General features: G+C 73.1%; 12 protein-coding genes. 11 read left to right on the top strand and 1 reads right to left on the bottom strand.

What is annotated here, in order from left to right; translation table 11 throughout:
• The first annotated feature begins 77 nt into the window (after positions 1 to 77).
• The 4 genes from ACFU53_RS02800 (at position 78) to ACFU53_RS02785 (ending at position 4,008) form a co-directional block, all read left to right on the top strand.
• Positions 78 to 533 carry an indole-3-glycerol phosphate synthase gene (locus ACFU53_RS02800; protein ID WP_383985440.1) on the top strand — a complete coding sequence of 152 codons (456 nt, stop codon included), beginning with the start codon at positions 78 to 80 and terminating at the stop codon, positions 531 to 533.
• Positions 534 to 735: 202 nt separating this feature from the next.
• The gene (murC, locus tag ACFU53_RS02795) at positions 736 to 2,121 is read left to right on the top strand and encodes a UDP-N-acetylmuramate--L-alanine ligase (protein WP_383985359.1); all 1,386 of its coding nucleotides are present in this window, start codon (positions 736 to 738) and stop codon (positions 2,119 to 2,121) included.
• Positions 2,122 to 2,134: 13 nt separating this feature from the next.
• Entirely contained in the window at positions 2,135 to 2,542 is a 408-nt protein-coding gene (gene msrB / locus ACFU53_RS02790) for a peptide-methionine (R)-S-oxide reductase MsrB (protein ID WP_383985357.1), read from the top strand.
• A 227-nt stretch (positions 2,543 to 2,769) separates the two neighbouring features.
• Entirely contained in the window at positions 2,770 to 4,008 is a 1,239-nt protein-coding gene (locus tag ACFU53_RS02785) for an MAB_1171c family putative transporter (protein ID WP_383985355.1), read from the top strand.
• A gap of 139 nt (positions 4,009 to 4,147) precedes the next feature.
• On the opposite strand, the gene ACFU53_RS02780 is transcribed toward ACFU53_RS02785, so the two are convergent.
• Positions 4,148 to 5,608 (bottom strand): pyridine nucleotide-disulfide oxidoreductase, encoded by a 1,461-nt coding sequence (locus ACFU53_RS02780; protein WP_383985353.1) that lies wholly within the window; start codon positions 5,606 to 5,608, stop codon positions 4,148 to 4,150.
• Between the two features lie 361 nt (positions 5,609 to 5,969).
• Between ACFU53_RS02780 and ACFU53_RS02775 the strand changes: the two genes are divergently transcribed.
• From ACFU53_RS02775 to ACFU53_RS02745, 7 genes are all read left to right on the top strand, one after another.
• Positions 5,970 to 8,861 (top strand): hypothetical protein, encoded by a 2,892-nt coding sequence (locus tag ACFU53_RS02775; protein WP_383985351.1) that lies wholly within the window; start codon positions 5,970 to 5,972, stop codon positions 8,859 to 8,861.
• 13 nt (positions 8,862 to 8,874) lie between these two features.
• Positions 8,875 to 12,651, top strand: coding sequence for a hypothetical protein (locus ACFU53_RS02770; protein ID WP_383985349.1), 3,777 nt, complete (start codon positions 8,875 to 8,877; stop codon positions 12,649 to 12,651).
• Positions 12,652 to 12,656: 5 nt separating this feature from the next.
• Positions 12,657 to 13,919: a hypothetical protein gene (locus ACFU53_RS02765; protein ID WP_383985347.1), complete on the top strand. Its 1,263-nt coding sequence runs from the start codon at positions 12,657 to 12,659 to the stop codon at positions 13,917 to 13,919.
• A 142-nt stretch (positions 13,920 to 14,061) separates the two neighbouring features.
• The gene (locus tag ACFU53_RS02760) at positions 14,062 to 18,045 is read left to right on the top strand and encodes a CHAT domain-containing protein (protein WP_383985345.1); all 3,984 of its coding nucleotides are present in this window, start codon (positions 14,062 to 14,064) and stop codon (positions 18,043 to 18,045) included.
• A gap of 91 nt (positions 18,046 to 18,136) precedes the next feature.
• A complete protein-coding gene (locus tag ACFU53_RS02755; RefSeq protein ID WP_383985343.1) occupies positions 18,137 to 20,125 on the top strand; it encodes a caspase domain-containing protein in 1,989 nt (662 codons plus the stop codon).
• A 425-nt stretch (positions 20,126 to 20,550) separates the two neighbouring features.
• On the top strand, positions 20,551 to 21,249 hold the full coding sequence (locus ACFU53_RS02750) for a Crp/Fnr family transcriptional regulator (RefSeq protein ID WP_383985341.1): 699 nt from the start codon (positions 20,551 to 20,553) through the stop codon (positions 21,247 to 21,249).
• Between the two features lie 123 nt (positions 21,250 to 21,372).
• Positions 21,373 to 22,881, top strand: coding sequence for a hypothetical protein (locus ACFU53_RS02745; RefSeq protein WP_383985339.1), 1,509 nt, complete (start codon positions 21,373 to 21,375; stop codon positions 22,879 to 22,881).
• Positions 22,882 to 22,889: the final 8 nt, after the last annotated feature.

The following is a 22,889-nucleotide window of genomic DNA, read 5'->3' as shown; positions in this document are numbered from 1 at the left end:
CTAGAACCCTGAGGAGTGAGGGCCCGTGGGGCCCTCCGAGGAGAAGGGCGCCTGTGGTGTCGTTCACGAGCGTATTGATGATCGAGAAGGCTCTGACGTCCGCGGACGTGGAGTTCGTCACGACCCTGCACGGCGACGAGCGGGCCTCCTTCCACGTGCTGCTCCAGCCGCGGGGCAATCAGGCCGACCGGTTGCTGCGTGCCATCGACGACCTCGCCCTCGGGGAGCTGGACGAGGCGGCGCGGGAGGGCGAGACGCCGGAGGGGGAGCTGGCACTGGACGCCGGGGAGCGGGCGCTTGAGGTGTCGTTGCAGGCGTTGCGGGGGGCGGGGAGTCCGGCGGAGGGGCGGTTGATCGACGATCATCCGCTGGATGCGCTGAAGTCCTTGGTCGAGGAGGTCGGGGCGGATGAGGTCCTGGTGCTGACCGACCCTCACTACGTGGAGGAGTTCTTTCATCGGGACTGGGCGTCGCGGGCTCGGCACAAGGTGGGGGTGCCGGTGTTGAAGTTGTTCTCGCACAGTCGGGTATAGGGGTGGCTCAGCGCCGTCGGGGCTGCTGTGTCCTGTCGGCTGCGGGTTCGTCGTGGCTGGTCGCGCAGTTCCCCGCACCCTTTTGGCGGCAGCGCCGCCATCCAGGGCGCGGCCTCCGGCCTGTGGCTACAAGGCAATAGGGTGGGGGCACGCCTGGCTGTGAGGCGTGGATCGTCTTCGTACCGTCGCTTGGAGAACACACATGGCACCCGGACTGCCTGCCGCCATGGATCGGCCGCACTTCATCGGGATCGGTGGGGCCGGGATGTCCGGGATCGCCAAGATCCTGGCTCAGCGTGGGGCCCAGGTGGCGGGCAGTGATGCCAAGGAGTCGGAGACGGCGCAGGCGTTGCGGGCGCTGGGGGCGACCGTGCACATCGGGCATGCCGCCGAGCATCTCGCGGACGACGCGACGTCTGTGGTCGTGTCCTCGGCCATTCGCGCCGACAACCCCGAGCTGGCTCGTGCCGCTGAGCTGGGGATTCCCGTCGTCCACCGGTCGGACGCGCTCGCTCGGCTGATGGACGGGCTGCGGCCGATCGCGGTGGCCGGGACGCACGGCAAGACCACGACGACGTCCATGCTGGCGGTGTCGTTGGGGGAGCTGGGGCTGAAGCCGTCGTACGCCATCGGGGGCGATCTCGATGTGCCCGGGTCGAACGCGGTGCACGGGGACGGGGAGATCTTCGTCGCCGAGGCGGACGAGAGCGACCGGAGCTTCCACAAGTACGCGCCCGAGGTGGCGATCGTCCTCAACGTGGAGCTGGACCACCACGCCAACTACGCCTCCATGGATGAGATCTACGAGTCCTTCGAGACGTTCGCGGGGAAGATCGTGCCCGGTGGCACGCTGGTGATCTCGGCCGACCACGAGGGCGCGCGGGAGCTGACCTCCCGGCTGTCCGGGGCGCGTGTGGTGACGTACGGCGAGCGCGAGGACGCCGACGTGCGGGTGCTGTCGGTCGTGGCGCAGGGGCTGAAGAGCGAGGTCACGGTGGTGCTGGACGGACAGGAGTTCGTCTTCACGGTGTCCGTGCCCGGGCGGCACTACGCGCACAACGCCGTGGCCGCGCTGGCTGCGGGCGTCGCCCTCGGGGTGCCGGCGGCGGAGCTGGCGCCCGCGCTGGCGGCGTACACCGGGGTGAAGCGGCGGCTGCAGTTGAAGGGCGAGGCGGGGGGCGTCCAGGTGATCGACTCCTACGCCCACCACCCGACGGAGATGACCGCCGACCTGGAAGCGATGCGGGCCGCCGCCGGTGACGCCCGGATCCTGGTGGTCTTCCAGCCGCACCTGTTCTCCCGGACCCAGGAGCTGGGCACCGAGATGGGGCAGTCCCTGGCGCTGGCGGACGCGTCCGTCGTCCTCGACATCTACCCGGCCCGTGAGGACCCGATCCCGGGTGTGACCAGTGAGTTGATCATCGAGGCGGCGCGGAGCGCGGGCGCGGACGTCACGGCCCTGCGCGACAAGGCGGAGGTGCCCGAGGTGATCGCGGGAATGGCGAAGCCGGGCGATCTCGTTCTCACCATGGGCGCGGGTGATGTGACGGACCTGGGCCCGAAGATCCTGGACCGTCTTTCGAGTTGAGGGGCTGAGGCTCATGTCGTACGACGTCGAGAAGCCGGACGAGCAGTGGCGCGCGGAGCTGACGCCGGCCGAGTACGCCGTGCTGCGGCAGGCCGGTACGGAGCCCGCGTTCGTCGGTGAGTACACGGACACCAAGACCAAGGGCGTCTACTCCTGTCGCGCCTGCGGTGCCGAACTCTTCACCTCCGGCACGAAGTTCGAGTCGCACTGCGGCTGGCCGTCCTTCTACGACCCGAAGGACAGCGACGCGGTGGAGCTGCTCTCGGACCGGTCGCACGGAATGGTGCGCACCGAGGTGCGGTGCGCCCGGTGCGGCTCGCACCTCGGGCACGTCTTCGAGGGCGAGGGGTACGCCACCCCGACCGACCAGCGGTACTGCATCAACAGCATCTCGCTGACGCTGAGCGCCGACGAGGGCTGACATCGGCCGGTCCCGGAGGGCTGCTCCGGCCGGTGTCGGAGGGCTGACTCCGGGGCCGGCCGCCGTCGACGCCCTTTCACCTGCCGTCGCCCGTACGCCCGTTGCCAGGGTTGACTACGTGACTACTGTGTGAAGGGTGTTGACGGGGCAGGAGCGGAAGACGAAGAGGCTGAGAGCCCGGCTGGTCACCGGCGAGAAGTCTCTCGGACAGGGCCCGTGGGCCTGACGTGAACGGACTGGTCTACTTCATGGCGGCCGCCGTCCTGTGGACCGGCTTCGCCGCCCAACTGCCCGGCCTGTGGCACGACTGGCGCGATCCGCTGAAGCGCGCGCTCTGTGCCGTGATCTTCCTCGCCGGTTTCTGCTTCGCCCTCGGAGCCCCGCCCACTGTCGGTTTCATCAACCACACCGTCGGCGTGCCCAACGCCGCCGCGTGCGTCACCTACGGGGCCGTGAACGCCTTCTCCGCCGCGTCCCTCGTCCTGATCGTCCACTGGCGCGGTGCCGACGACCCCGCCCAGCTGCGGCGGGTCTCCCGCAGCTGGCTGCTCGCCTACACCGTGATCATCGTGGTGCAGACCGCGCTCTTCGCCGCCGGGGACGCGCCCGTCGAGCGACGTACGGACTTCGACACCTACTACGCCGGCACGCCGTTCATCCGCGAGATGATCGTCCTCTATCTCGTGGCCCACATGGCGGCGGCCCTCACGACCACGATCCTGTGCTGGCGCTGGACCCTCCAGATCAGCGGCTGGACGCGGCGGGCGCTGGCCGTGCTCGCCGTCGGGTGGCTGTGCACCAGCGCGTACGGCGTCGTCAAGCTGGTCGCCGTCGCCGGCCGCTGGAGCGGTCAGCACTGGGATCCGCTGAGCACCCGGCTGGCCCCGATGCTGGTCACCGTCGGCGCCGCCCTCACCTCGGCCGGCTATGTCCTGCCGCTGCTCGGGCCGCGCATCGACAGCCTCGTCGCCTTCCTCCGGCTCGGCCCGCTGTTCCGGCTCGTCGGCTTCAGGAACGGTCGGAAGAGGCGTAACGCCCTGCTGTCCTGGCGCTCCCTCGGCGACGTCGAGCTCCGCCTGACCCACCGTACGACGGCCATCAGGGACGGCCTCAGGGATGTGTCCGTCCACTTCGACGAGACAGTCCGTGAGCGTGCCTACCGCCAGGCGCTCTCCCTCGGCTCCAGCACCGGCGAGGCCGAGGCCATCGGGGACGCGGCGATGGTTGCCGTCGCCGCGCTCTCCGGTACCCACGACCGTGCCGGGGGTCTGGACCCGGCCGTCCTGGACAGCGTCGCCCTCGACGCCATCGCCGGATTCGCCGGCGGGTACGCGGGCCCCGCGGCCGGCGAGCAGAGCCTGGACACCGGCCAGCCCTCCCTGATCCGGATGTCCCGGGCGGTACGGGGCGGCGTCGTCGAGGGCGCGGTCCGTGCGGAGCGGGCGAAGAGCGGACACACGTGGTGAACAGGCTCCGGCAACCACGGTGCGAGGTCCGCGGTGCCTGAGGGCTCGGCCGCGCCCGGGCGGGGGCTGGTCGCGCCCACGCGGCGGAGCCGCACATCGATACGGTCCCGCGCCCCTGAAGAGGCGCGGGCCCGGCTGCTCAGCGCTGGTCGAAGGCGGTGCTCAGGCTCCTGAGGATCCGCCGTTCCTCCGGGGTGAGTGGTGGGCCCGAGAGGGGTGGGAGGACGGGGCCGAGGGCTGTGGACAGGAGAAGGGCGGGGTGGAGCAGGTGGAGGGCGTCCGCCTGGAGGGTGGTGACCTTGCACATGGCGGCCGAGACGCGGTACGAGCCGGTGGCGACGCGGGCCATGCGGCTGGTGTAGCCGGACAGCAAGCGGTCCGCGATCGTGGGGGACTTGCCGCGGACCTCGGGGAACCACTGGTCCTGGCCCACGGACATGGTCCACGCCGCGTTCACCACCTTCGCGGCCGCCCGCTGCGCCCGCCGTGCCAGGCCGGGCGCACCGATACCGGTCCGGTCCAGTTCCCGGCCGAGCGCACGCGCGCCGAGGGCGGCCACCGACATGCCCTGCCCGTAGACCGGGTTGTAGGTGGCGACGGCGTCCCCGAGCGCCAGCAGACCCTCGGGCCACTCCTTGGACTTCTCGAAGTAGCGGCGTTCGTTGCGGGTGCTCCGGCTGAGGAGCACCTCCGTCAACGGCTCTGCGTCGGCGATCAGTTGACTCACGATGGGGTGGCGCAGGCCGCGTGCGAAGGGCACGAAGTCGTCGGGTGAGGCGGTGGGTTCGGCCCCCCGGGTGCCGCTCAGACTGACCAGCCAGCGGTCGCCCTCGATCGGGAGGAGGAGCCCGGACCGGCCGGGCCGGCCGCCCGCCGGGTCCGCCGTGACCTGCGCCGGCGGGAAGGCCCCCGCCCCCTCGGGGGTGCGGTAGAGGCGGGTCGCGTAGACGAGCCCGGAGTCGACCACGTCCTTGGGGATGCCGCTGATGCCGAGGTCCGCGAGCCAGTGCTCGACGCGGGTGCCGCGGCCGCTCGCGTCGACGACCAGCTCCGCGCGCAGAGTCTCCTCGGCCTCGCCCCCGCCACCGGTGCCCCCGCCACCGGTGCCCCCGCCACCGGTGACCCCGCCATCGGTGACCCGGACGCCGGTGACCCGCTCGGCGGTGCCCAGGAGGCCGGTGGCCGAGGCGTGACGGATCTTGATGCGGGTGGTGCTCGCGAGGACGGCGTCGCGTACGGTCCAGTCCATCAGGTCGCGGCTGCTGATGAGCAGGGGATACGTGTCGTGGTGGCGTGAGCGCCGGTACCAGCCCTGCGGGCCCAGCGTCACCAGCCCCGAGGTGAGGCCGCGTTCCCGCGCGCCCGCCGCCAGCAGCCGCTTGCGCACGCCGCCACCGGGCACGAGCTCGTCGATGGCGTCGCGGCCGCTGGGCAGGAGGATGTGGGCGTGGCGACCCTGTGGGAGGCCCTTGCGCGGCCGGGGTCGGTCCGGAAGTTCGTCGCGTTCCAGCACGATCACTTCGTCGACGGACCGGGCCAGGGCCGCGGCGGCGAGCATGCCGGCCATGCTCGCGCCGATGACGACCGCGGTATGCGGCATGGATCCCCCTGCGCTCGATGGAAGCCTTCACCGTACATTCACGCGCCTGATGGTGAGAGAGGGTCTGGGCAACGGTGCGCTGCCCCAGCGCAGTTGACGGACCGTCGGGTCACGTCGGTCGGATTACGGGGACCGGGCGCGGTCTACGTGATCCTGCTTGTGTGTACCTGACGCAGAGTGTCAGGTGTATGTCGTATTGAGAGCAACTATTGTTGAATTTCGGGAATTTGGTGAAACGGGTTGCTGACTGGCGGGTCTCGCGGGACATTTCCCTGGGCGTCGGCTGCGGGGGCGGGAACCGGTTCGAGGGGTGACCGGGCGGGTCCTCGTCGTGGGGGTGGCGCGGGGGAGGACTGTGGCCGTGGGCGACAGTGTGGAGCAGTACGTTCGGTGGGCCGTCGGCATGCTGGAGGCGCTGGAGCGGTCCGGACAGGGCAGTGCCGGAGAAACCGACGATGTCGATGACGGCGCCGAACTGGCGCGCAGGCGTGCCGAGTTCAGGATCGCCGTGGCCCGGTTGCTCGGGGAGGCCCGGGGGCCGCTGTCGATCGGTGTGGTCGGGGAGTTCAGCGCGGGGAAGTCGCTGCTGATCGAGACGTTGCTGGGGCTGCCGGGGCTCCTGTCGGTGAGCGATGTGGCGACCACCGGGAACGTCACGTCGATTCATGTCACCCAGTGCGCCGGCGAGGAGCGTGTGTCGGTGCTCGACGGGCGGACCGTCGTCTACTGCACGGCCGCCGAGACGAGCGAGTTGATGGCGCATCTCCACGGCCGACTGGTGGAGTTGGCGCGGCTCGAAGGGCTGAGTGAGCAGCGGTTGGGTGAGCTGCGGGCCGCCGCGCCGAAGCCGGGAGGTGCGGGAGGCACGGGAGGCTGGGAGGCGCTCGCCGCCTGGTGCCGTAAGTACGGCGGCGCCGTCAGCGGGGCCAGGATGCGGGCGGTCGCCGAGGAAGTCGGCCTGGTGCTGGGGGCGTACGAGCGCGGGGCGGGGCTGCTCGGCCACCGCTACGAGCTGTCGGACGCGCAGGCCAAGCGGGCCATGTCGCTGCCCGGGGTACGGCTGGGCGAGAAGGGCGAGAAGGGCGAGGGCGGGTCCGGTACCGGCGCCTCCGCCCTGGAGTTCGGCGGGCAGGGGCAGGGGCAGGGGCAGGGGCAGGGGCAGGGGCAGGGGCAGGGGCAGGGGCAGGGGATACCTGACGATGTGCTCGCCGCCTGCGTGCCGTTGATCCGGCGGGTCGAACTGAGGGTGCGGGTGCCGCGCCGGGTGTGGGACCTGCGGGACATCGGGGCGCTCACGCTGATGGACTTCCCCGGGCTCAACAGCCCCCAGTCCGGGGAACGTGACCGGTTCCTCAGCCGCCGCGAGCTGCGGGACATCCACACCGTGCTCGTCCTGATGAACGCCCAGCGGGGCCCGGTCGCCGGCGAGCAGGACTTCTTCGACATGCTCCGCGAACCCACCGGGGACGGACGGGACCGCCGCTCGGACGAGACCCTCCGGGAGAGCCTGCTCGTCGCGGGCGGACGCTTCGACCAGATGCCCGTGGAACCGGAAGCCCTCAGCGAACTGCTCGGCAGCGCGCCCGAACGGCTCACCGAACGGCGGCTGCGCGGACTGCCCGACACCGCCGTACTGGACGAGGTCGTCGAGGCCGCGCAGCGGCTGCTGCCCCCCGGCCAGCGGAAACAGCTCGTGCTGGTGTCGGCCATGGCGGGACTGGCCGCGCTGCGGCGGTCCGGTGCCGTCGAACTCGACGCTGCCGCACGGGCCCGGCTGCGGCCCGGTGCCGACGCGGACCGGCTGACGCGGATCACCGAGTTGTGGGGCAAGATCGCCGACCGGCTGGAGGAGGACGAGCCGGGGGCGCCGCTCAGCCTGGTGCTGCGGGAGTTCGCCAAGGACGGCGGGCTCGGACTGCTGCGCGAGCAGCTCGTGCAGCACGCGGCGCGGTACGGCGGCCGCATCCGCTACGACGCCGTACGGCGCAGGGCCGGGGCGGTGGACCGGATGCGGCTGGCCCTCGTCGCGGCGGAGCGGGCGGCTCACCCGGAGGCCGAGTACCCGCCCGCGTACCGGGAGATCCAGCAGGCCCTCGACGACACCCGGCGGCTGCTGACCGACCTCCGCGACACGCTCGTCCTCGGGCTGACGCCGGGCAGTGTCCAGGCGGAGGAGACGTTGCGACGGCTCGTCGCCGACGAGGCGGCCACGCTGGTCGCCGCCTGGCCCGAGTGGAAGGAGCTGTTCGCGGCGGTCGACCGGGACAAACAGCTCGTCACGGTGGGGCAGGGGTGGACCGAGGAGGACCGGGCGTTCAGCGACAGTGTGTGGGCGGCCGCGGCGGAGATCGGGATCGACTTCGACGGGGCGTTCGAAGCGACGTTCGGGGAGCCGGGCGGGATGTCGGGCGGGATGTCGGGCGGGTCGGTCGGGTCGAGTCGGTCGGGTGGTGGGGCGACCGGCGCAGAGGCCGGTGCGATGTTCGACGGGAACGCCGGTGCAGGGGCCGGTGGGATGGCAGGCGCGGGCTTCGGTGGGACGGCCGATGGGGCTTCCGGGGCTCAGGGGCCGGCCCCGGGTGTCTCGGGGGATCCCGAGGAACTGCTGCCGAGGTTCCGGGCCGGGCATGCCGCGCTGCTGAAGCTGGTCCACGACCGGGTGCGGGTCGGCTACGAGGAACGGCTGGAGGACCATGTCGACACCCTCGACGAGTTGCGCGAGCGCTGGCGGCGGCTGATCTCCGCCGAGCGGGAGCGCGGCCCGGTGACCCAGCCCCGTATGCAGCGGATGCTCGAGGTGTTCGCCACCACCCGGGCGGAGGAGTGGCGCGAACGGCTGCGCAAGGCCGACTCGCCCGAGACCGAACCCGCCGCCGTGGACGCGGCGTTCCCGCTCCGCCGCGACCGCGCCCTGCCCTGGCACGCGCAACAGCCTCCGGGACGCGACCCGTTGGAACGGCACATCGTGCACGCCGTGCGCATGAGACGTGAACTCGTTGCGGCCCTCCAGCAGTTGATCAACGGTCAGCTCGCGAAGGAGCAGCTTTCGCTCGCCGTGACTGCCGAGGATGTCATCGCCGCGCGGGAGCGGACGGTCACCGCGCACGACACGCTCGACCTCCTCCTCACCGACAGCGCGGCCCGGCCGGGGGAGCCGACGGCCGCTCCGCTCGACCTGGCGGCGCGGCTGGAGGCCACGCCTCCGCCCAGGCCGGTGCGCGGCCGGCCACGGACCACCGCCGCCCATAACTGAACCGGGGGAACCCATGGGACTGCACGCCCACTTCATCTCCTCGGGCCCGTCCTGCGTCGAGGACGCGGGCGGAGACGGGTTCATCCTGCTCGGGCCGCTGTCCGCGCTGGTGCTGCCCGCCCTGCGGCTGCTGCCGGGGCCGGGCGGCGCCGTCCTCGTACGCCGTGTCGAGGTGATCGCCCCGCCCGGGCTCCCCGCGGACCAGGTCGCCGCGCTGCGCGAGGTGTGGCGCGGAGTGGAGGGGCGGGTCGTCGCCGAAGCGGTCGATGTGGGCGCCGCCCGGCCCGTGCGACTGACCCCGCTGGCCGACCGCACCGGCCTGCTCCTGCTGGTGCTCGTCCATCACCACGGCACCGATACGACCGCCGGACAGGTCGTGCACACGACGGAGGTCACCACGACCCTCCATCTGCACCGGGCGACCCCGGCGGCCGAGGAACGACCGGCCGCGCGGAGCGGCACTTGGTACGACCCGAACCAGTGGACGCTGTCGCCCGGGGCGACGGCAGGGCAGTCCGCCGGCCATGCGTCGGGCTATGCGTCGGGCTATGCGTCGGGGGCCGCGGCGGCGAGCAGCGCCCACCACCCTTCGGCGCCCGGCCCGGAGACCGTCGCCGCGCACTGGTCGGACCCCGCCGGTGGCGACACCGGCGTCACCGGTACCGGTGTCAGTGGTACGCCCGTGAAGCGGGTCCCCGATGACGTGGAGCGGCATCGGGGGTTCGCCGCCGTCGACTTCGGTACCACCAACTCGACGGTGACCATCCACGACATGCGGCAGCTCGACGTACGTGCCATGTCCCGGCATCAGGAGGCGCGGCTGCGCCGGGAGTTGACGGCTCTGCTGGCCGACCCGTCGGTGCCGGGGGTGGAGCGGGGGCAGTGGCGGGAACTGCTGGGCGACGTCGTACGGCAGTTGCTGCCGGAGTCGGCCGACTCCGGGGCGCGTCGGGACGAGCCCGGCCTCGTGCTGGCCGAGGCGTTGGAGGGCGGACACGGTGGGGGCGGCTGGCTGCACGCGCTGTACACCGCGCTCGAACTGCGGCTGGCCGCGCGGAACGAGCGGCTGCGCGGGGCGGTGGCGCCGCTGCTGCACGCCTGTTTCGACCGGGCCTTCGACGAGTTGCCGTTGGACGTGCTGCGGCTGTTCCCCGCCGACCTCGACCAGTCGGGCGGCACGGAGCTGTCCAGCCGCCTCGAAGTGGTGGAGACGCGGCCGGAGTTGCGCGTACGGATGGGGGAGGAGCGGGTCGCGGTCGGCGGGGCGCCGGACGCCGCGCCGCGTGCCTACCGGGGGCTGAAGCAGTACCTGGGCCGCGATCTGCCGATGCCCGAGCTGCCCGTGCGCGCCGACGGCACCCCGACCACCGCCGACGACCTCATCCGGGAGGGGCTGCGCTATCTCCTGGACCAGAGCGACGAGTTCATCACCACCAACCCCAAGGAGTTCCACCAGGGCCGTATCGACCACCTCGTCATGACGTACCCGACGATCGCGCCGCCCGTGGTGCGCCGACGGCTGCGCCAGCTGGTCGCCCGGGGCGCCGAGGGGGTGGACGGGCTCGGTGTCACCCTCGTGGACACGCAGTTCGACGAGGCGGTGGCGGCGGCCCTGTTCTTCATCATGCGGGACTTCGGCGGGGACTTCGCGGCGGGAGTGGAGGCGTTCCGGGCTCGCTGTCGGCAACTGCCCGGCAGCGGCCGGTCGTGGCAACAGAACGTCATGGTCATCGACGTCGGCGGCGGCACGACCGATCTCGCCCTGATCAACCTGAAGTTGAAGGACAACACCCCTGACCCGCCGCCCGGCCAGGACCCCCGGTTCACCGGTCGGCTCTACGTCCTCACCCCCAAGCTCCTCGGCTCCACCGGCCATCTCCAGCTCGGCGGCGATCTCATGACGCTGCGTCTGTTCCGCTGGTACAAGGCGGTGTTCGCCGATCACCTGCTCACCCGGTGGCCCGACCGCCACGAGCGGGTCGTCGCCACGCTCAAGGTGCCGTACGCCACCGACGGGCAGTACGTCCCCGGCAGCCTGCTCGCCCGGGACAGCGAGGCGGAGGGGTATCCGAACGACCTGGTGGATCTTGTCGTCCCCACCCGCTGGGACGAGCTGCCCCCGAGTCGGGCGCGTGAGGTCGAGCAGACGTTCTGGCTGCTGTGGCGGCTCGCCGAGGACGCGAAGATCCAGCTGGGGGCGGGTGCCATCGACCATCGGCCGCCGCCCGAGGTGCTGGAGGCGCTGCTGACCCGCCTGGGCGTGGCCGAGGCCATGGGGGAGGCCGCTGCTGAGGGGGTCGGTGATGCCTCCGGTAATGCCTCCGATGACGCCTCCGGTGACGCCTTCGGCGCGGGGTGGGTGCCGCGGCTGGACGCCGCCCTGTTCGAACGGCTGATGGCCCCTGTCCTGGACGAGATCATGGACCTCGTCGTCGCCCTCGCCGAGAACGGGCTCCAGGGCGGTGACCGCGAGCTCGACCGGATCTTCCTCAGCGGCAAGAGCAGCCGTATGCCACTGATCCGCCGAGCCCTGGAACGCCGGCTCCGCCGGGAGCCCGGGGTGCGCTGGAACTCGGCGGGCATCGCCGTCGAGGAGCAGTACGGGAAGCTCGCCACCTCCATCGGTGCCTGCTGGGGCCACCACGTCCGCCGCTTCGCCCACCATGAGGGCAACGCCCAGGGTGTCCTCGGCCGTGGCCGCTATGTTCTGCGCATCGAGGTCGACAACCTCCGCTACTACCTGCCCTGTGACTTCGGTGCCACCTTCCAGCTGGGCTCCGCCGCCACCCCCACCTACGCGCTGCTCAAGGTCGGCGACCCGCTCAGCCCCATCGGGCCCGGCGGCACCTGGGCGATCCGCAGCAAGTGGGAGAAACAGCCGAAGAGCCTCCGAGTCCACCGGGGAACCGGCACCGGGTGGGTCGAGTGGGGCGCCTTCGACCCCGACGACTGGATCAGCCGCCGAGAACCGCACTTCCTCCTCGACCTGGAGGACTGGGCCAAACAGGTCCGCTTCCAGGTCGAGGTCGACGCCGACCTCTCCCTCCACCTCCATCTCGTACGTGGCGAACCGCAGTACGAGGTGCGCGGCAAGCCCCAGGCCCGTGTCGACCTCGACGCCGGGGTCGGGCCGGACGGGCAGTGGACGCCCCTGGAGATCGTCGTGGACACACGCGTCGCGGGGGACCGGCCGGACAAGGGGGCCGTGGTGTTCACCATCACGGAGGACCCGAGGCAGAGGCAGAGGGAGAGGGAAAGGGAAAGGGAAAGGGAGACGGTGAAGGAGAGGGAGAGGGAGAGGGAGAGGGAGCGCGGGGATGGCTCGGCGGAGGGGGATCGTCGACGGGCGGCTCCCGGTGGCTGGTTCGACCTGTTGTTCCGGGAGGCGGGGGCCGCGGGGGTGCGTCTCGTCCGGGGGCGGATGAGCGAGCCGTTGCCGCCGCCTCCGGACGACGGGTGGTCGTTCTACGTACGGCGCCCCACACAACCCGAACGGGCGCTGGAGCTGGTGGACGTCGTCCCCGTGCCCCGGCGCGCCGACGACGGGCAGGACACGGCCGTACGGAAGGAGCACCGGGACGAAGGGAGCGAGCACCAGGAGGGGACCGAGTACGTGGCGACGCTGGACGAGAACGGTCGGCTGCGGGTGCACCGTACGCCGGTGCCGTACTGGGCGGCCGACTCCGTCGCGGAGATGTGGCACAACGAAGGGGCCGTGTTCCGGGTCGGCATGAACGACGCGGCCGCCGCACACATCGCCGAACGCGACCCTTTCAACGGCAGGCACTGACCGCCGTGGACGCCTTCAGGACCCTCCTCGGCCGCGCCCCCGGCTCCTGGCTCGCCGTCATGACCCGTGCCCAACTCGCGGGCCTGCACGTCGCGTTGAGTGAGTTGCTCGACAGCTGCCCCGACGATCCGGCAGCGGAGGAGTGCCGGGCTGTCCTGGGCGAGCTGGAGTCGTTGCTCGAGGTGTCGGGAGTGCCGGGAGGTGTGGGGTTTCCGGCTGTGGGGCCTCCGGCTGGGGGGACTGCGACCGGGGTGGGTCCGGACGGGGTGCCGCCCGCTCCGGTGACCGCCCCGACGCCATTCCCGGGCCCCTTTGTCACACGTACGACCCAGTCGGCGGCCTGGGTGCATGGGAACGCGCCCACCGCTGATCCCGAACTCTCCTCTCTAGCCGGGGAGTTGGTGAACAGCGCGGAGGCCGTGGACTATCTCGGACCGTTGCAGTTGCCCGCCGGCGCCGACACCCCGGTCCTGTGGCGCTGGTTCCATCTCACGCTGCTTCGGCTGCCCGCCGCCCAGGTGCCCAAGTGGCGTGCGCGAGCGGAGGGGTTGCCGGTGGCGGAGCCGACCGGGGCGCAGTGGATCGAGTGGGGGGTGCTCGACCGCGAGCAGGTGGTGCTGCCGCCGCTGCCCCGGTACGGCGTGGCGGGCGTACGGCTGGGTCCGCAGGGCGGCGCCGTGCGCTGGGCCCTGGACGCGGCGGGCATCGAGGACACCGAACCCGAGGGGGACAGCCGGTCGCCCCTACAGGTCTGGGCCGTGCTCGCGGGGTGGGTCGCGGCACTCGCCGAGCTCGACGACCAGGCGCACCACTGCGTGGAGAGTCTCACCCACCGTGGCACCCTCCCCCTCGCCGAGCCCGCCCATCGACGCGCCTACCAGCAGGAACTCGCCCAGCGGATCAGCCGGCTCGCCGCGCGGCGGGGCGCTCACGATCCGTCGTCCGAACTCCAGGCCGCCCTCGCCGTCGACGAGGCCCTCTGCTCGGTCGTCCACCTTCCGCCCGCGGCGCCCGGCAGTTGGTGGGCCGAGATCGCGGAGACCTCCCAGCGAGCGGTTCTCGAAGTACGCCGCCGGGCCCGCGCCCACGGTGCCGACGTCGCCGTCGAAGTCCTCGCCCCCTCCTACCGCGAGGCCCGGCAACGCACCGGCGGCAACGACATGCCCCTCGACGCGGGCGGCCGCAAGGGCCAGGTCCTCGCGGGCCTGCGGCTGTGGGCGCGGATCGACGGTCGGGAGTTGCCGGGGAGGGTGGTCTATCGGGGGTGAGGAGTGGGGGCGCACGGGCGACCGGGGCGGTGTACGCGGAGGGGAAGGGAAAGGGGGAGCCGTGGTGCGGAACGTACCTGCGGGGGTTGGGGAGGGCGGTAGGGGTGGTGCGAGCGGTGAGGGTGGCGATGTCGTCGGAGCGTTGACCGAGCTGCTGTTGTTGGAGCGGCGGGGGGTCGATCCCGGGGCGTACCGCACAGGTGAGCCACGGGCTCGGGGGGCGTGGAGCGGTCAAGGGGACGACGTCGAAGTCCTGGGGGTCTGTCTCGTCGCAGCGGCGGCGCTTGCCGCTGGGGAGCCCAAGCGGGCCTCGGCGGTGCTGAGCGAGGGGGTGCCGGACGAGGCCGCTTTGATCGCCCCTTCCCGGGCTCACGATCAGACCCAGCTCGTGCGGGCCCTGCGTGCCGCCGCCGTGGCCATGGACGGCAACTGGCAGCCCGGCACCTCGACCGTGCCGTTCCGGTCGGAGGCCGTCGCCGCGCTGTTCGCCACGCGTGGCGGCACCGAAGCCGCCGTCGCGTCCGTCGCCGACCGGCGGCTCCGGCTCGCCGCCCATCTCGCCGGGCGGCACCTGCCCGTTCTCCTCTCCGCCCGGATGACGATCGGCCACGGCGGCAGCGCGAGTGCCGCACAGGAGCGGTCCGTCCGGTACGGGGCCGACGCCCACTGGACCGAGTGGGACCTCTCGGACGCCGTACGGGAGCCGTTGAAGTGGTTCGACGCGCTGTACGAGGCGTACGGATCGAACGAGGCGTACGGATCGAATGGGGCGTACGGATCGAATGGGGCGTACGGGGTGTGGGAAGTGCGCGACGGGGGCGTCGGCTTCGGGTACGAGGACGCCCTTGCCCATCACCTGCTGCTGGCCGCCGACCTCCGCGTCCGGGCCGGGGACCGGCCGGGGGCCGAGCCGCTGGCCCGCCAGGGGCTGAGGTGCGCCTCGCGGAGTCCGGCCTCGGTCGGCTTCGCCGCGTTGCTTGTCGGGGACTGGCGGCTGGGTCCGCCCGGTACGGCGGAGCAGTGTGCCCCGGCCTCGGAGCCGCCCGGCGCGCGGGCGCTGTCGAGGGCGGCCGCGCAGTACGAGCGGGCCGACGCCGCCTACCGGGACGCCGGTTCGGCGCGTGGCCGGGCGGCGGCGCTGCTGCGCCTCGCCCACACCGAACGGCTCGGGGGCCGGCCGGCGGCCTGCCAGGAGATCCTCGGCCGGGCCCTGGAGTTGGCGTTGGCCGCGGGCGACGGAGCGTACTCCGCGCTCATCCGCGTCCATCAGGAGATCGACGCGATCGCCGTCGGCGCGGAGTCCGCGGCGGGGTTTGGCACGGGGGGCGCCGACGCCGTGGGGCTGTGGGCGCGGACGGACGGCAGTACGTCCTGGGTCCGGGGGCTGCGGCAACTGGTCGTCGAGCGGGCGGAGTTCTGGAGCGCGCGGGGCGATGTCGTCAGGGCCAAGCGGGCCGTTCTGCTGGCCCGCATCCTGGCCGGAGAGGCCGGAGAGGCCGGAGAGGCCGGAGAGGCCGGAGAGGCCGGAGAGGCCGGAGAGGCCGGAGAGGCCGGAGAGGCCGGGAAGGGTGGGGAGGCCGGGAAGGATGGGGAGGCCGAGGGGGCCGAACAGGTCGGCGGAAGCACTGGGGGTGTGGGTTTCGGGCCGGTGGCGGGCATGTTCCGGCGGGCCCGGCACCGGCTGGCCGGGATCGTACTGACCGACCTGGAGCAGCAGGAGCACGCGGACGCGATCCGCGCGTCCGTCGGCAGGGGGAAACCGCCGGCCCTGGCGGACTGTCTGGGTGTCATCGCGGCCGCCAAGACCTTCCACGACCAGGCGTCGGCCCTGCGTGACCCTGAACTGATGGCCGCCTCGCGGGCGTCGATCGAACGCGCGATCGATGTCGGGACGCGGCACCTGCCCGGCGGCGATCAGGTGGACACGGCACTCGCCATGCTGCGGTCGGATCTCGTCTCCAGTCGGGCGCAGGAGACGTTCTTCCGGTCCCGCCGTGCCCGTTCGGCGGGACTGATGGAGGAGGCCGACCGTCTCGCGCGGCAGGCCCTGCGGGAGGTCGAGGCCATCCCGGACGAGTTGTTCCGCCTGGTCGTGGGCTGCTCCGCGCTGGTCGACCTGGGCGAACGGGCCGCAGCCGTGGTCGCGGCGGAGGCGGCCGAGCCGAGGCTCACCGCCATCGCCGCGGCGGCGCTGTGGCTGCGGCTGGGGGAGCCCGAGCGAGCGGCCCGGCAGGTGCCGCGTATCGGTGTCGACGGCCCCGGTCAGGACCAGTCCTGGGAACTCCCCGCGATCCGGGCCGACCTCGCACTGGCCCGGCACGCCTACGACGAGGCCGCCGGCCATGCCCGGGAGGGGCTCGGCGCGTTCGAGGAACACCGCCGCAGGCTCGCCCGCGATGCCCTGCGTGCCTCCTCCGCCGACGACCCGGTCATCGCCGGGCTGCACCACGCCGCCGTCCTCTCCCTGCTGTCCTCCGGTCGCCCCGACGCGGTCGCCGCCGCCTTCGACCAGGCCGAACGCGGTCGCGCCGGATTCCTCGACGCCGTCCACGCCCTCGACGTGGCGACCACCGGGCCGACCGCCCACGCGGCGGTACGTGACTGGCTGGCCGCCGAGGTCCGTTGGGGGGCCACGTTCGAGGAAAGGGCGGCGACCCTGCGGGGCCGGGCGGCCTCAGCCGGGTCGGGGCCGGGGACGGGAGAGCCGGGGCCCGGCCCCTTCGGCGCGGCGAGGCGGGCGCGGACGGGCGGCGCCGGGGAGGTCGGCGCCGGGGAGACGGAGCGGGGGCGGGGCCGATACGGCTCGGTGGAACGAGCGCGGATCAGCGAGGTGGAACGAGCCCTCGACGACGCTGAGTCGGAAGTGCGGCGGCTTGCTCCGGCCGCGCTCACCGCCTCGTACGCCACCGAGTTGCCGGACGCGGCCGCCGTGGCCGAGGCGCTGTCCGCCGACACCGTCCTGCTGACCTATCACGTCTTCGACGATGTCCTGGTCGGCTGGGCCATGACCCGCGACACCCTGCTCCACGAGCGCCGTACCCGGAGGCCGCACACCACGGTGGCCGCGGCCCGCCGCTTCCACGCCTGGTGCGCCCGGCAGGATTTCCCCGGACCCGGACCCGGGGGCGGGGGCGGCGATGACGGCAGTGCCGGCGTCAACGGTGGCGGTCGCGAGGCAGCCGGGCGGGAGCTGGCCGAGCTGCTGTTGCGGCCGTTCGCCGGGGCGCTTCGCGGTCACCGGCGGGTGATCGTGGTGCCCCCGGCGGCCTTCGCGCTGCTGCCGTTCCATGCTTTGCCCTGGGAGGGTGACGTTCTCGGCGCCACCCACGACGTGTCGTACCTCCCGGCGGTCTCTCTCCTCACCCGGCACCGCGGCGGGCCTCCGGAGCGGCCCTGGACCGAGTTGGACGCGCTGCTGGTCGGCGCTCCCGCGAGCAACCCCCGCCATGGCTTGCGGGAGTTGCCGGGCACCGCCGCCGAAGTTGTCGAAGCGGCACGGCTGTTGCCCCGTGGCCGTGCGCTGACCGGGGCCGGGGCGACCCGCGACGAGGTGCTGGCGGCGGCTCGCGGGTGCGGGGTGCTGCACCTCGCGACCCACGGGCTGGTCGACGAACTCGCCCCCAACCGCAGCCGGTTGCCCCTCGCCGGTGACGATGTGCTGGGCCTCGCCGATTTGATGGCCGTGGCCCACGGGCCGCAACTGCTCGTGCTGTCCGGTTGCGACACGGGTCGAGGTACGGCCACCGCAGGCGGGGATGTCCTGGGGCTGACCCGGGCCGCCCTGATCACCGGGGCCCGGCACGCGGTGGTCTCCCTCTGGCCGGTCAGCGACAGCACCGGCTGTCTCGTCCTCGCCCACACCTACGCGCATCTGGCGAAGGAACCCGCCGTCCCCCTGGGCACGGCACTGGCCCGGGCGCAGCGCGAGGTGCGCGACCTGCCCGGCGCCGAACGGTACGAGGAGTTCCGTGAACTCGCCCGCCGGGCCGGAGTCCGGCCGGGTCCGGCCGTCCGCGCCCACGCCCCACCACGGTCCCGGGACAGCGCACCGCTGGGCCACGGCCGCGGCGAGGCACACCACCGGCACCCGTACCACTGGGCGCCGTTCATCCACGTAGGGGTATGACACATAGCGACATGACACATAGCGACATGACATGCAGGGACATCACACATGGGGACATGAGACGTATGAGCATCACAGTCAGGGATGTGCGATGACGCTGCGAGCGGTGCTGATCGGTGCCGAGACCTACGGCCTGACCGGGGTGCACACCGATGTGGAGCTGATGGGCGAGCTGCTCGCCGGGCACGACTTCACCGACATCCGGGTCCGCACCGGGGGCCGGGCCGACTACGCGGGCATCAAGGAGGCGCTGCGCGGGCTCCACGCCGATGCCGACCCCGGTGACGGTCTCGTCGTCTACTACTCCGGACACGGGGCGCTCCTGGGGGATCTGCAGTGCCTGGTGCCCGTCGACATGGCGGACGGCACGGCCACGGACTTCCGCGGCTATCTGGCCGAGGAACTCACCTCCGCCGTCCGTGCCCTCACCGAGAAGACCTCCAACGTCACCGTCGTCCTCGACGCCTGCCACTCCAGCGGGGCCGTCCGGGAGGCCGCGTACGAGGCGGGGCGGTCGGCGCTGCGGTCGGTGGAGGTGGTGCTGGAACGGAACGTGTGGGACGCGGGGTTCGCCCGGCTGCGGGCCCTGTCCGGCTCCCGCGACCCGCTGGTCCCCGGCGTCGTACGGCTGACGGCGTGCCAGCAGCACGGTTCCGCGTACGAGGCCGAACTGCGCCCCGGGGCGGGCCGGCAGGGCGTGTTCACCGCCGCCCTCGCGGAGGCGCTCGGCACGCGGCGGGGCCAGGAACTGCCGTGGTCGGTCCTGATCACCCGTATCCGTGACCTGGTCAAGCAGCGGCAGGTTCGGCAGTGGCCCGACGCCGGCGGCCCGGTCGGGCGGCTCCCCTTCTCCCTGGAGGAACCGCCCGCGCCGGAACGGCTGCCGCTGCTGCGGCGCGACGGACGGTTCGTCGTCCCGGGCGGTTCCGTGTTCGGGCTGGGGCGAGGGGACACGGTGTCCCTGCGCTTCCCCGGCGCTTCCCCCGGCGGCCCTCCACGGGAACCCGCGCCGGAGCTCGGCGTACCGGCGGTCGTGGACGCGCTGCGGGCGGGGGACGCGGTTCTCCGGGCCGTGCCGGGCGCCGGTGGCCCGTCCGGGGCCGACCTGCGTACGGCGGAGCTGCCGCCCGGTTCGTACGTGCTCCCGGTCGACGTACACGACCGCCGCAACGTGTTCATCGACGCCGACGGTCCCTACGCCGACGCCCTGCGCAAGGAACTGGAGGGCTGCCCGCGACTCGCCGAGACGGCGCACGTCCAGGACGCCTTCGCGACCGTACGTGTACGGAACGGCGAGGCCGAGGTGCTGGACCGCGACGGGGGCCCCTTCCGGGAGCGGCTCGGCGAACCACCCGTCCAGGGCGTCGGCGATCGGCTCGACGATCCGCTCGGCGAGCCGTCCGCCGCCCATGCCGTCGTCGATCCGGTCGGCGACTCCGTCCGGCCCGAACCGGCCTGGCTGGCCTCGCTGTTGGAGGAACTGGCCCGGGGAGAGCGGGTGCGGCGGCTCGCCGATCCGCGAGGGGCGGGCCGGCTCACCGCCGCGTCGGAGGTCCGGTTCGAGATCGAGAACCCGGCCGGCGCCGACGCCTGGCGGCCGTTGAAGCGGGAGGGAGTACGGCTGTACGACGGTGACCGTTATCGGGTCGTCGTGGCCAACCACTCCGGTGACCCGCTGTACTTCTGGGTGATCGGCGTGGGGCTGAGCGGCCGCGTCACCCTCGTCACAGCCGACCAGCCCAGCGGTGTCCGGGTCGAACCGCAGGGCGCGGCGCACCGCGGCACTCGCGTCACACAGCCGGTAGAGATCTACTGGCCCGGCGACGTACCACGGCGGGGACCACGGCCGGAGACCGTGCACGTCCTCGTGGGCGACCGGCCGATGGACCTCGGCGGACTCGCCTCGCCCGAGGCTCGTGAGCGGGCCTCGCGCGGCGGCGCCGACCCGGCCCTGGACGCGCTGCTCCGCGAGGTCTGGGACGGCGTACGCGACCAACGGCCCATCGGGGGCGAGGAGTTCCACCACCGGGTGTGGACCGTGCACGCCGACGCGTACCCCGAGCGGGAGGCCGACGCATGACCCCGCCACCCCCGCCACGGGCCGCGAAACCGGGCCGCGAAACCGGGCCGCGAAACCGAGCCGCGAACCGAGCCGCGAACCGAGCCGCGAACCGGGCCGCGAAACCGGGCCGCGAATCCGGGCCGCGATCCGGGTCGGGATCCGGGCCGGGAAAGCACACGGGACCCGGCCGCGTACATCCGGCCGGGTCCCGCGTGTCCCCCTGCGCATCACAGCATGCGCGCCGCAGCGCGACCGCTTCCCCGCAGCAGTGCGGAATTCGGCAGCCGAGTTCGCCACGGTCGCCGGCGACCTCGACCACCGGGGACCCATGTCCCACTCCGTCAACTGGCTTGAGATGACAGGGTATTTGGGTGCTGATCGGTGGATACCATGCTGGACAGCGCAGGCGTACGGGGAAGCCATGGAGGCGAGGCGCGGACGTCATGGACCGGTGGCCGCACGGCACGTTCCTGGCGGAGCTGTCCGGAGCCCCGGAGGCTACGGCGGCACTGCTCTCGGCGGGGACCCCGCGCTCGTACGAAGCGGGCGAGATCCTTCTCTCCGAGGGGCGGCACGAGACCTTCGTGCTGTTGCTGCTGACCGGGATCACCAAGGTCACCGCCCTCACGGAGCAGGACGACACCGCCCTGCTCGCCGTGCGGATCGGCGGGGATCTGGTGGGGGAGTTCGCGGCCTTCGACAACCGGCCCAGGTCGGCCACGGTCACCGCGGCCGGCGGGGTCACGGCCCGGCGTGTCGCCCAGCAGGACTTCCTGGGCCTCCTCGACCGGCATCCGGCCACGGCCCTCGCGGTGAGCCGCATGCTCGTGCGCAAGAACCGCTGGTCGGTACGGCGGCGGGGCGACTTCAGCGGCTGCCCGGTGGCCACGCGCGTCGCCCGCGTTCTCGTGGACCTCGTCGAGGACTACGGGCAGCCGAGCCGCGACGGCCTCCTGATCGGCCCCCGGCTCACCCAGGCCGAACTCGCAGGGCTGGTCGGCGCCAAGTCCCGCCGCGTCCACCACGTCCTCGGCGAACTCGCCGACATGCGCCTCATCCAGGTCGGCTACAGCCGCGTGACCGTCCTGTCCGAGGCGGGCCTGCGCCATGCGGCACGGCTGGCTCAGGCGAGCGGGCGGTAGGAGGGGCGGTGTCGGAGGGGTCGGCGTAAGGGAGCGGCGAAGGAGGGTCGGGTATGGGCCGGGCTTGCCGCGCCGAGCTGTCAACGGACGGCGGTCATCGCGTACTTGAGGGGGATCAGAGGCATGGTGGAGGGCGACGGCAGGTCGAGGGACGAAGGCGCGAGGGGCGGGCGGTACACCGAGTACGGCGAGGGGACGACCGGCACGGGGGACGCGACGGACACGAGGGCCCGCGGTGGGCCGGAGTCTGCGGTCACCTCCGATGACGCGGCCGTCGCCGACGGCCTGGACGACGTACTGGCGACACCCGACCTCCTCGCCCTCGACGACTCGATTCCCAAGGGGCCCGACGGCGAGAGGCCACCGCCCGACCGGCTCGGCGGGGTCTCCTTGGGCCGCCCGCTCGGTTACGCCCTGCCCGTGCCGGCCGACGGCGGTACGCCGCCCACGCGGCCCCACCGCGACGTCCTCCTGTGCTTCCCCTTCGACCTGGAGGAGCTGCCGTACGGCCGCGCCTACCGACAGGTCACCCTCGCCGTCCGGTTCGACGACGGCCCGCATGCGCTCGCCCTCCATCCGGCGCCCGGCACCACGGCCGGGGACGGCGCGGAGGTCGCCGCGTTCGGGCTGGGGCGGGACCGGCTCCGCTGGACGTTCCGGGCGCCGGGCCGGAGCGGTGCGCTGCGGCCCGACGGGCGCTGGGCGCAGGCCGTCGTACGGCTGCCCGCCGACGCCGTGGAGGTGTCGGGCCGGTTGAGCCTGGAGACGGTGACCGTGCAGCCCGTGCTCGGCGGGGCCTTCCGCCGCAGGGAGGCGACGACCCCGTACGACACCCCGTTCCGGCTCCGCACCGACGAGACATGGCTCGCCGCGACGCCGCCCGCGTACGACGCCGCCCTCCCCGGCGCCTGGGCGCTGGCGGGGTACGCCGACAGCTCGCCGCCCGACAGCTCGCCGCCGTATGCCGACGGCGTGCCGGTGGGTGCCGATGGCGCGTCCGCGTACGGCGGCGCCTCGACGACGGACGTGCCGGGCGGCGAGGAACACGAACTGCCGCCCGGGGTGCGGAGGTTGTGCCTCGCCGTCGACATCGAGAAGTACAGCGCGCGGGACAACGCGGACATGGTCCGGCTGCAGCGGGTGCTGCTGCGGACGCTGCGGTCGGCGTGTGCGCGGGCCGGGGTCGGGTGGGAGCGTTGTGGGCGTCAGGCGCAGGGGGACGGCTATCTGCTCGTGCTGGAACCGGGGATCGACGAGTCCAGGGTGGTGCCCGCGCTGCTCGACGGGCTGGCGGCCGGCCTGGCCGCAGGCAACGCCTTCGCGCCCGTCCGTATGCGGGCGAGTCTGCACCAGGGCATCGTCCACGAGGCGGACAGCGGCTACGCGGGCTCCGCCGTCGTGGCGCTCTTCCGGGTGCTCGACTCGGCGCCCGTCCGCCGGACCCTCGCCGACTCACCGGAGGTGCACCTGGTGGCCGCCTTCTCCGACCCGCTCTACCAGGATCTGGTGGCGGCCAGCGGCTACGAGGGGCTGTCGGCGGAGGGCTTCCGGCGCGCGGAGGTGCGGATCGAGGCGAAGAACTTCTCCTCCGTCGCCTGGATCCGGACGGTGTCGGCGCCGCCGCTGCGGTAGTGCCCTCG

It is taken from the genome of Streptomyces sp. NPDC057474 (assembly GCF_042802555.1).
Lineage (GTDB): Bacteria > Actinomycetota > Actinomycetes > Streptomycetales > Streptomycetaceae > Streptomyces.
Note: the sequence above shows the minus strand (reverse complement) of the source record. Positions and strands in the feature narration are given on the sequence as shown.

Bases quoted from the DNA above. Each gene is read 5' to 3' on its own strand.
- ACFU53_RS02800 (WP_383985440.1), top strand. From the start codon at position 78: ATGATCGAGAAGGCTCTGACGTCCGCGGACGTGGAGTTCGTCACGACC.
- murC (WP_383985359.1), top strand. From the start codon at position 736: ATGGCACCCGGACTGCCTGCCGCCATGGATCGGCCGCACTTCATCGGG.
- msrB (WP_383985357.1), top strand. From the start codon at position 2,135: ATGTCGTACGACGTCGAGAAGCCGGACGAGCAGTGGCGCGCGGAGCTG.
- ACFU53_RS02780 (WP_383985353.1), bottom strand. From the start codon at position 5,608: ATGCCGCATACCGCGGTCGTCATCGGCGCGAGCATGGCCGGCATGCTC.
- ACFU53_RS02770 (WP_383985349.1), top strand. From the start codon at position 8,875: ATGGGACTGCACGCCCACTTCATCTCCTCGGGCCCGTCCTGCGTCGAG.
- ACFU53_RS02755 (WP_383985343.1), top strand. From the start codon at position 18,137: ATGACGCTGCGAGCGGTGCTGATCGGTGCCGAGACCTACGGCCTGACC.
- ACFU53_RS02750 (WP_383985341.1), top strand. From the start codon at position 20,551: ATGGACCGGTGGCCGCACGGCACGTTCCTGGCGGAGCTGTCCGGAGCC.
- ACFU53_RS02745 (WP_383985339.1), top strand. From the start codon at position 21,373: ATGGTGGAGGGCGACGGCAGGTCGAGGGACGAAGGCGCGAGGGGCGGG.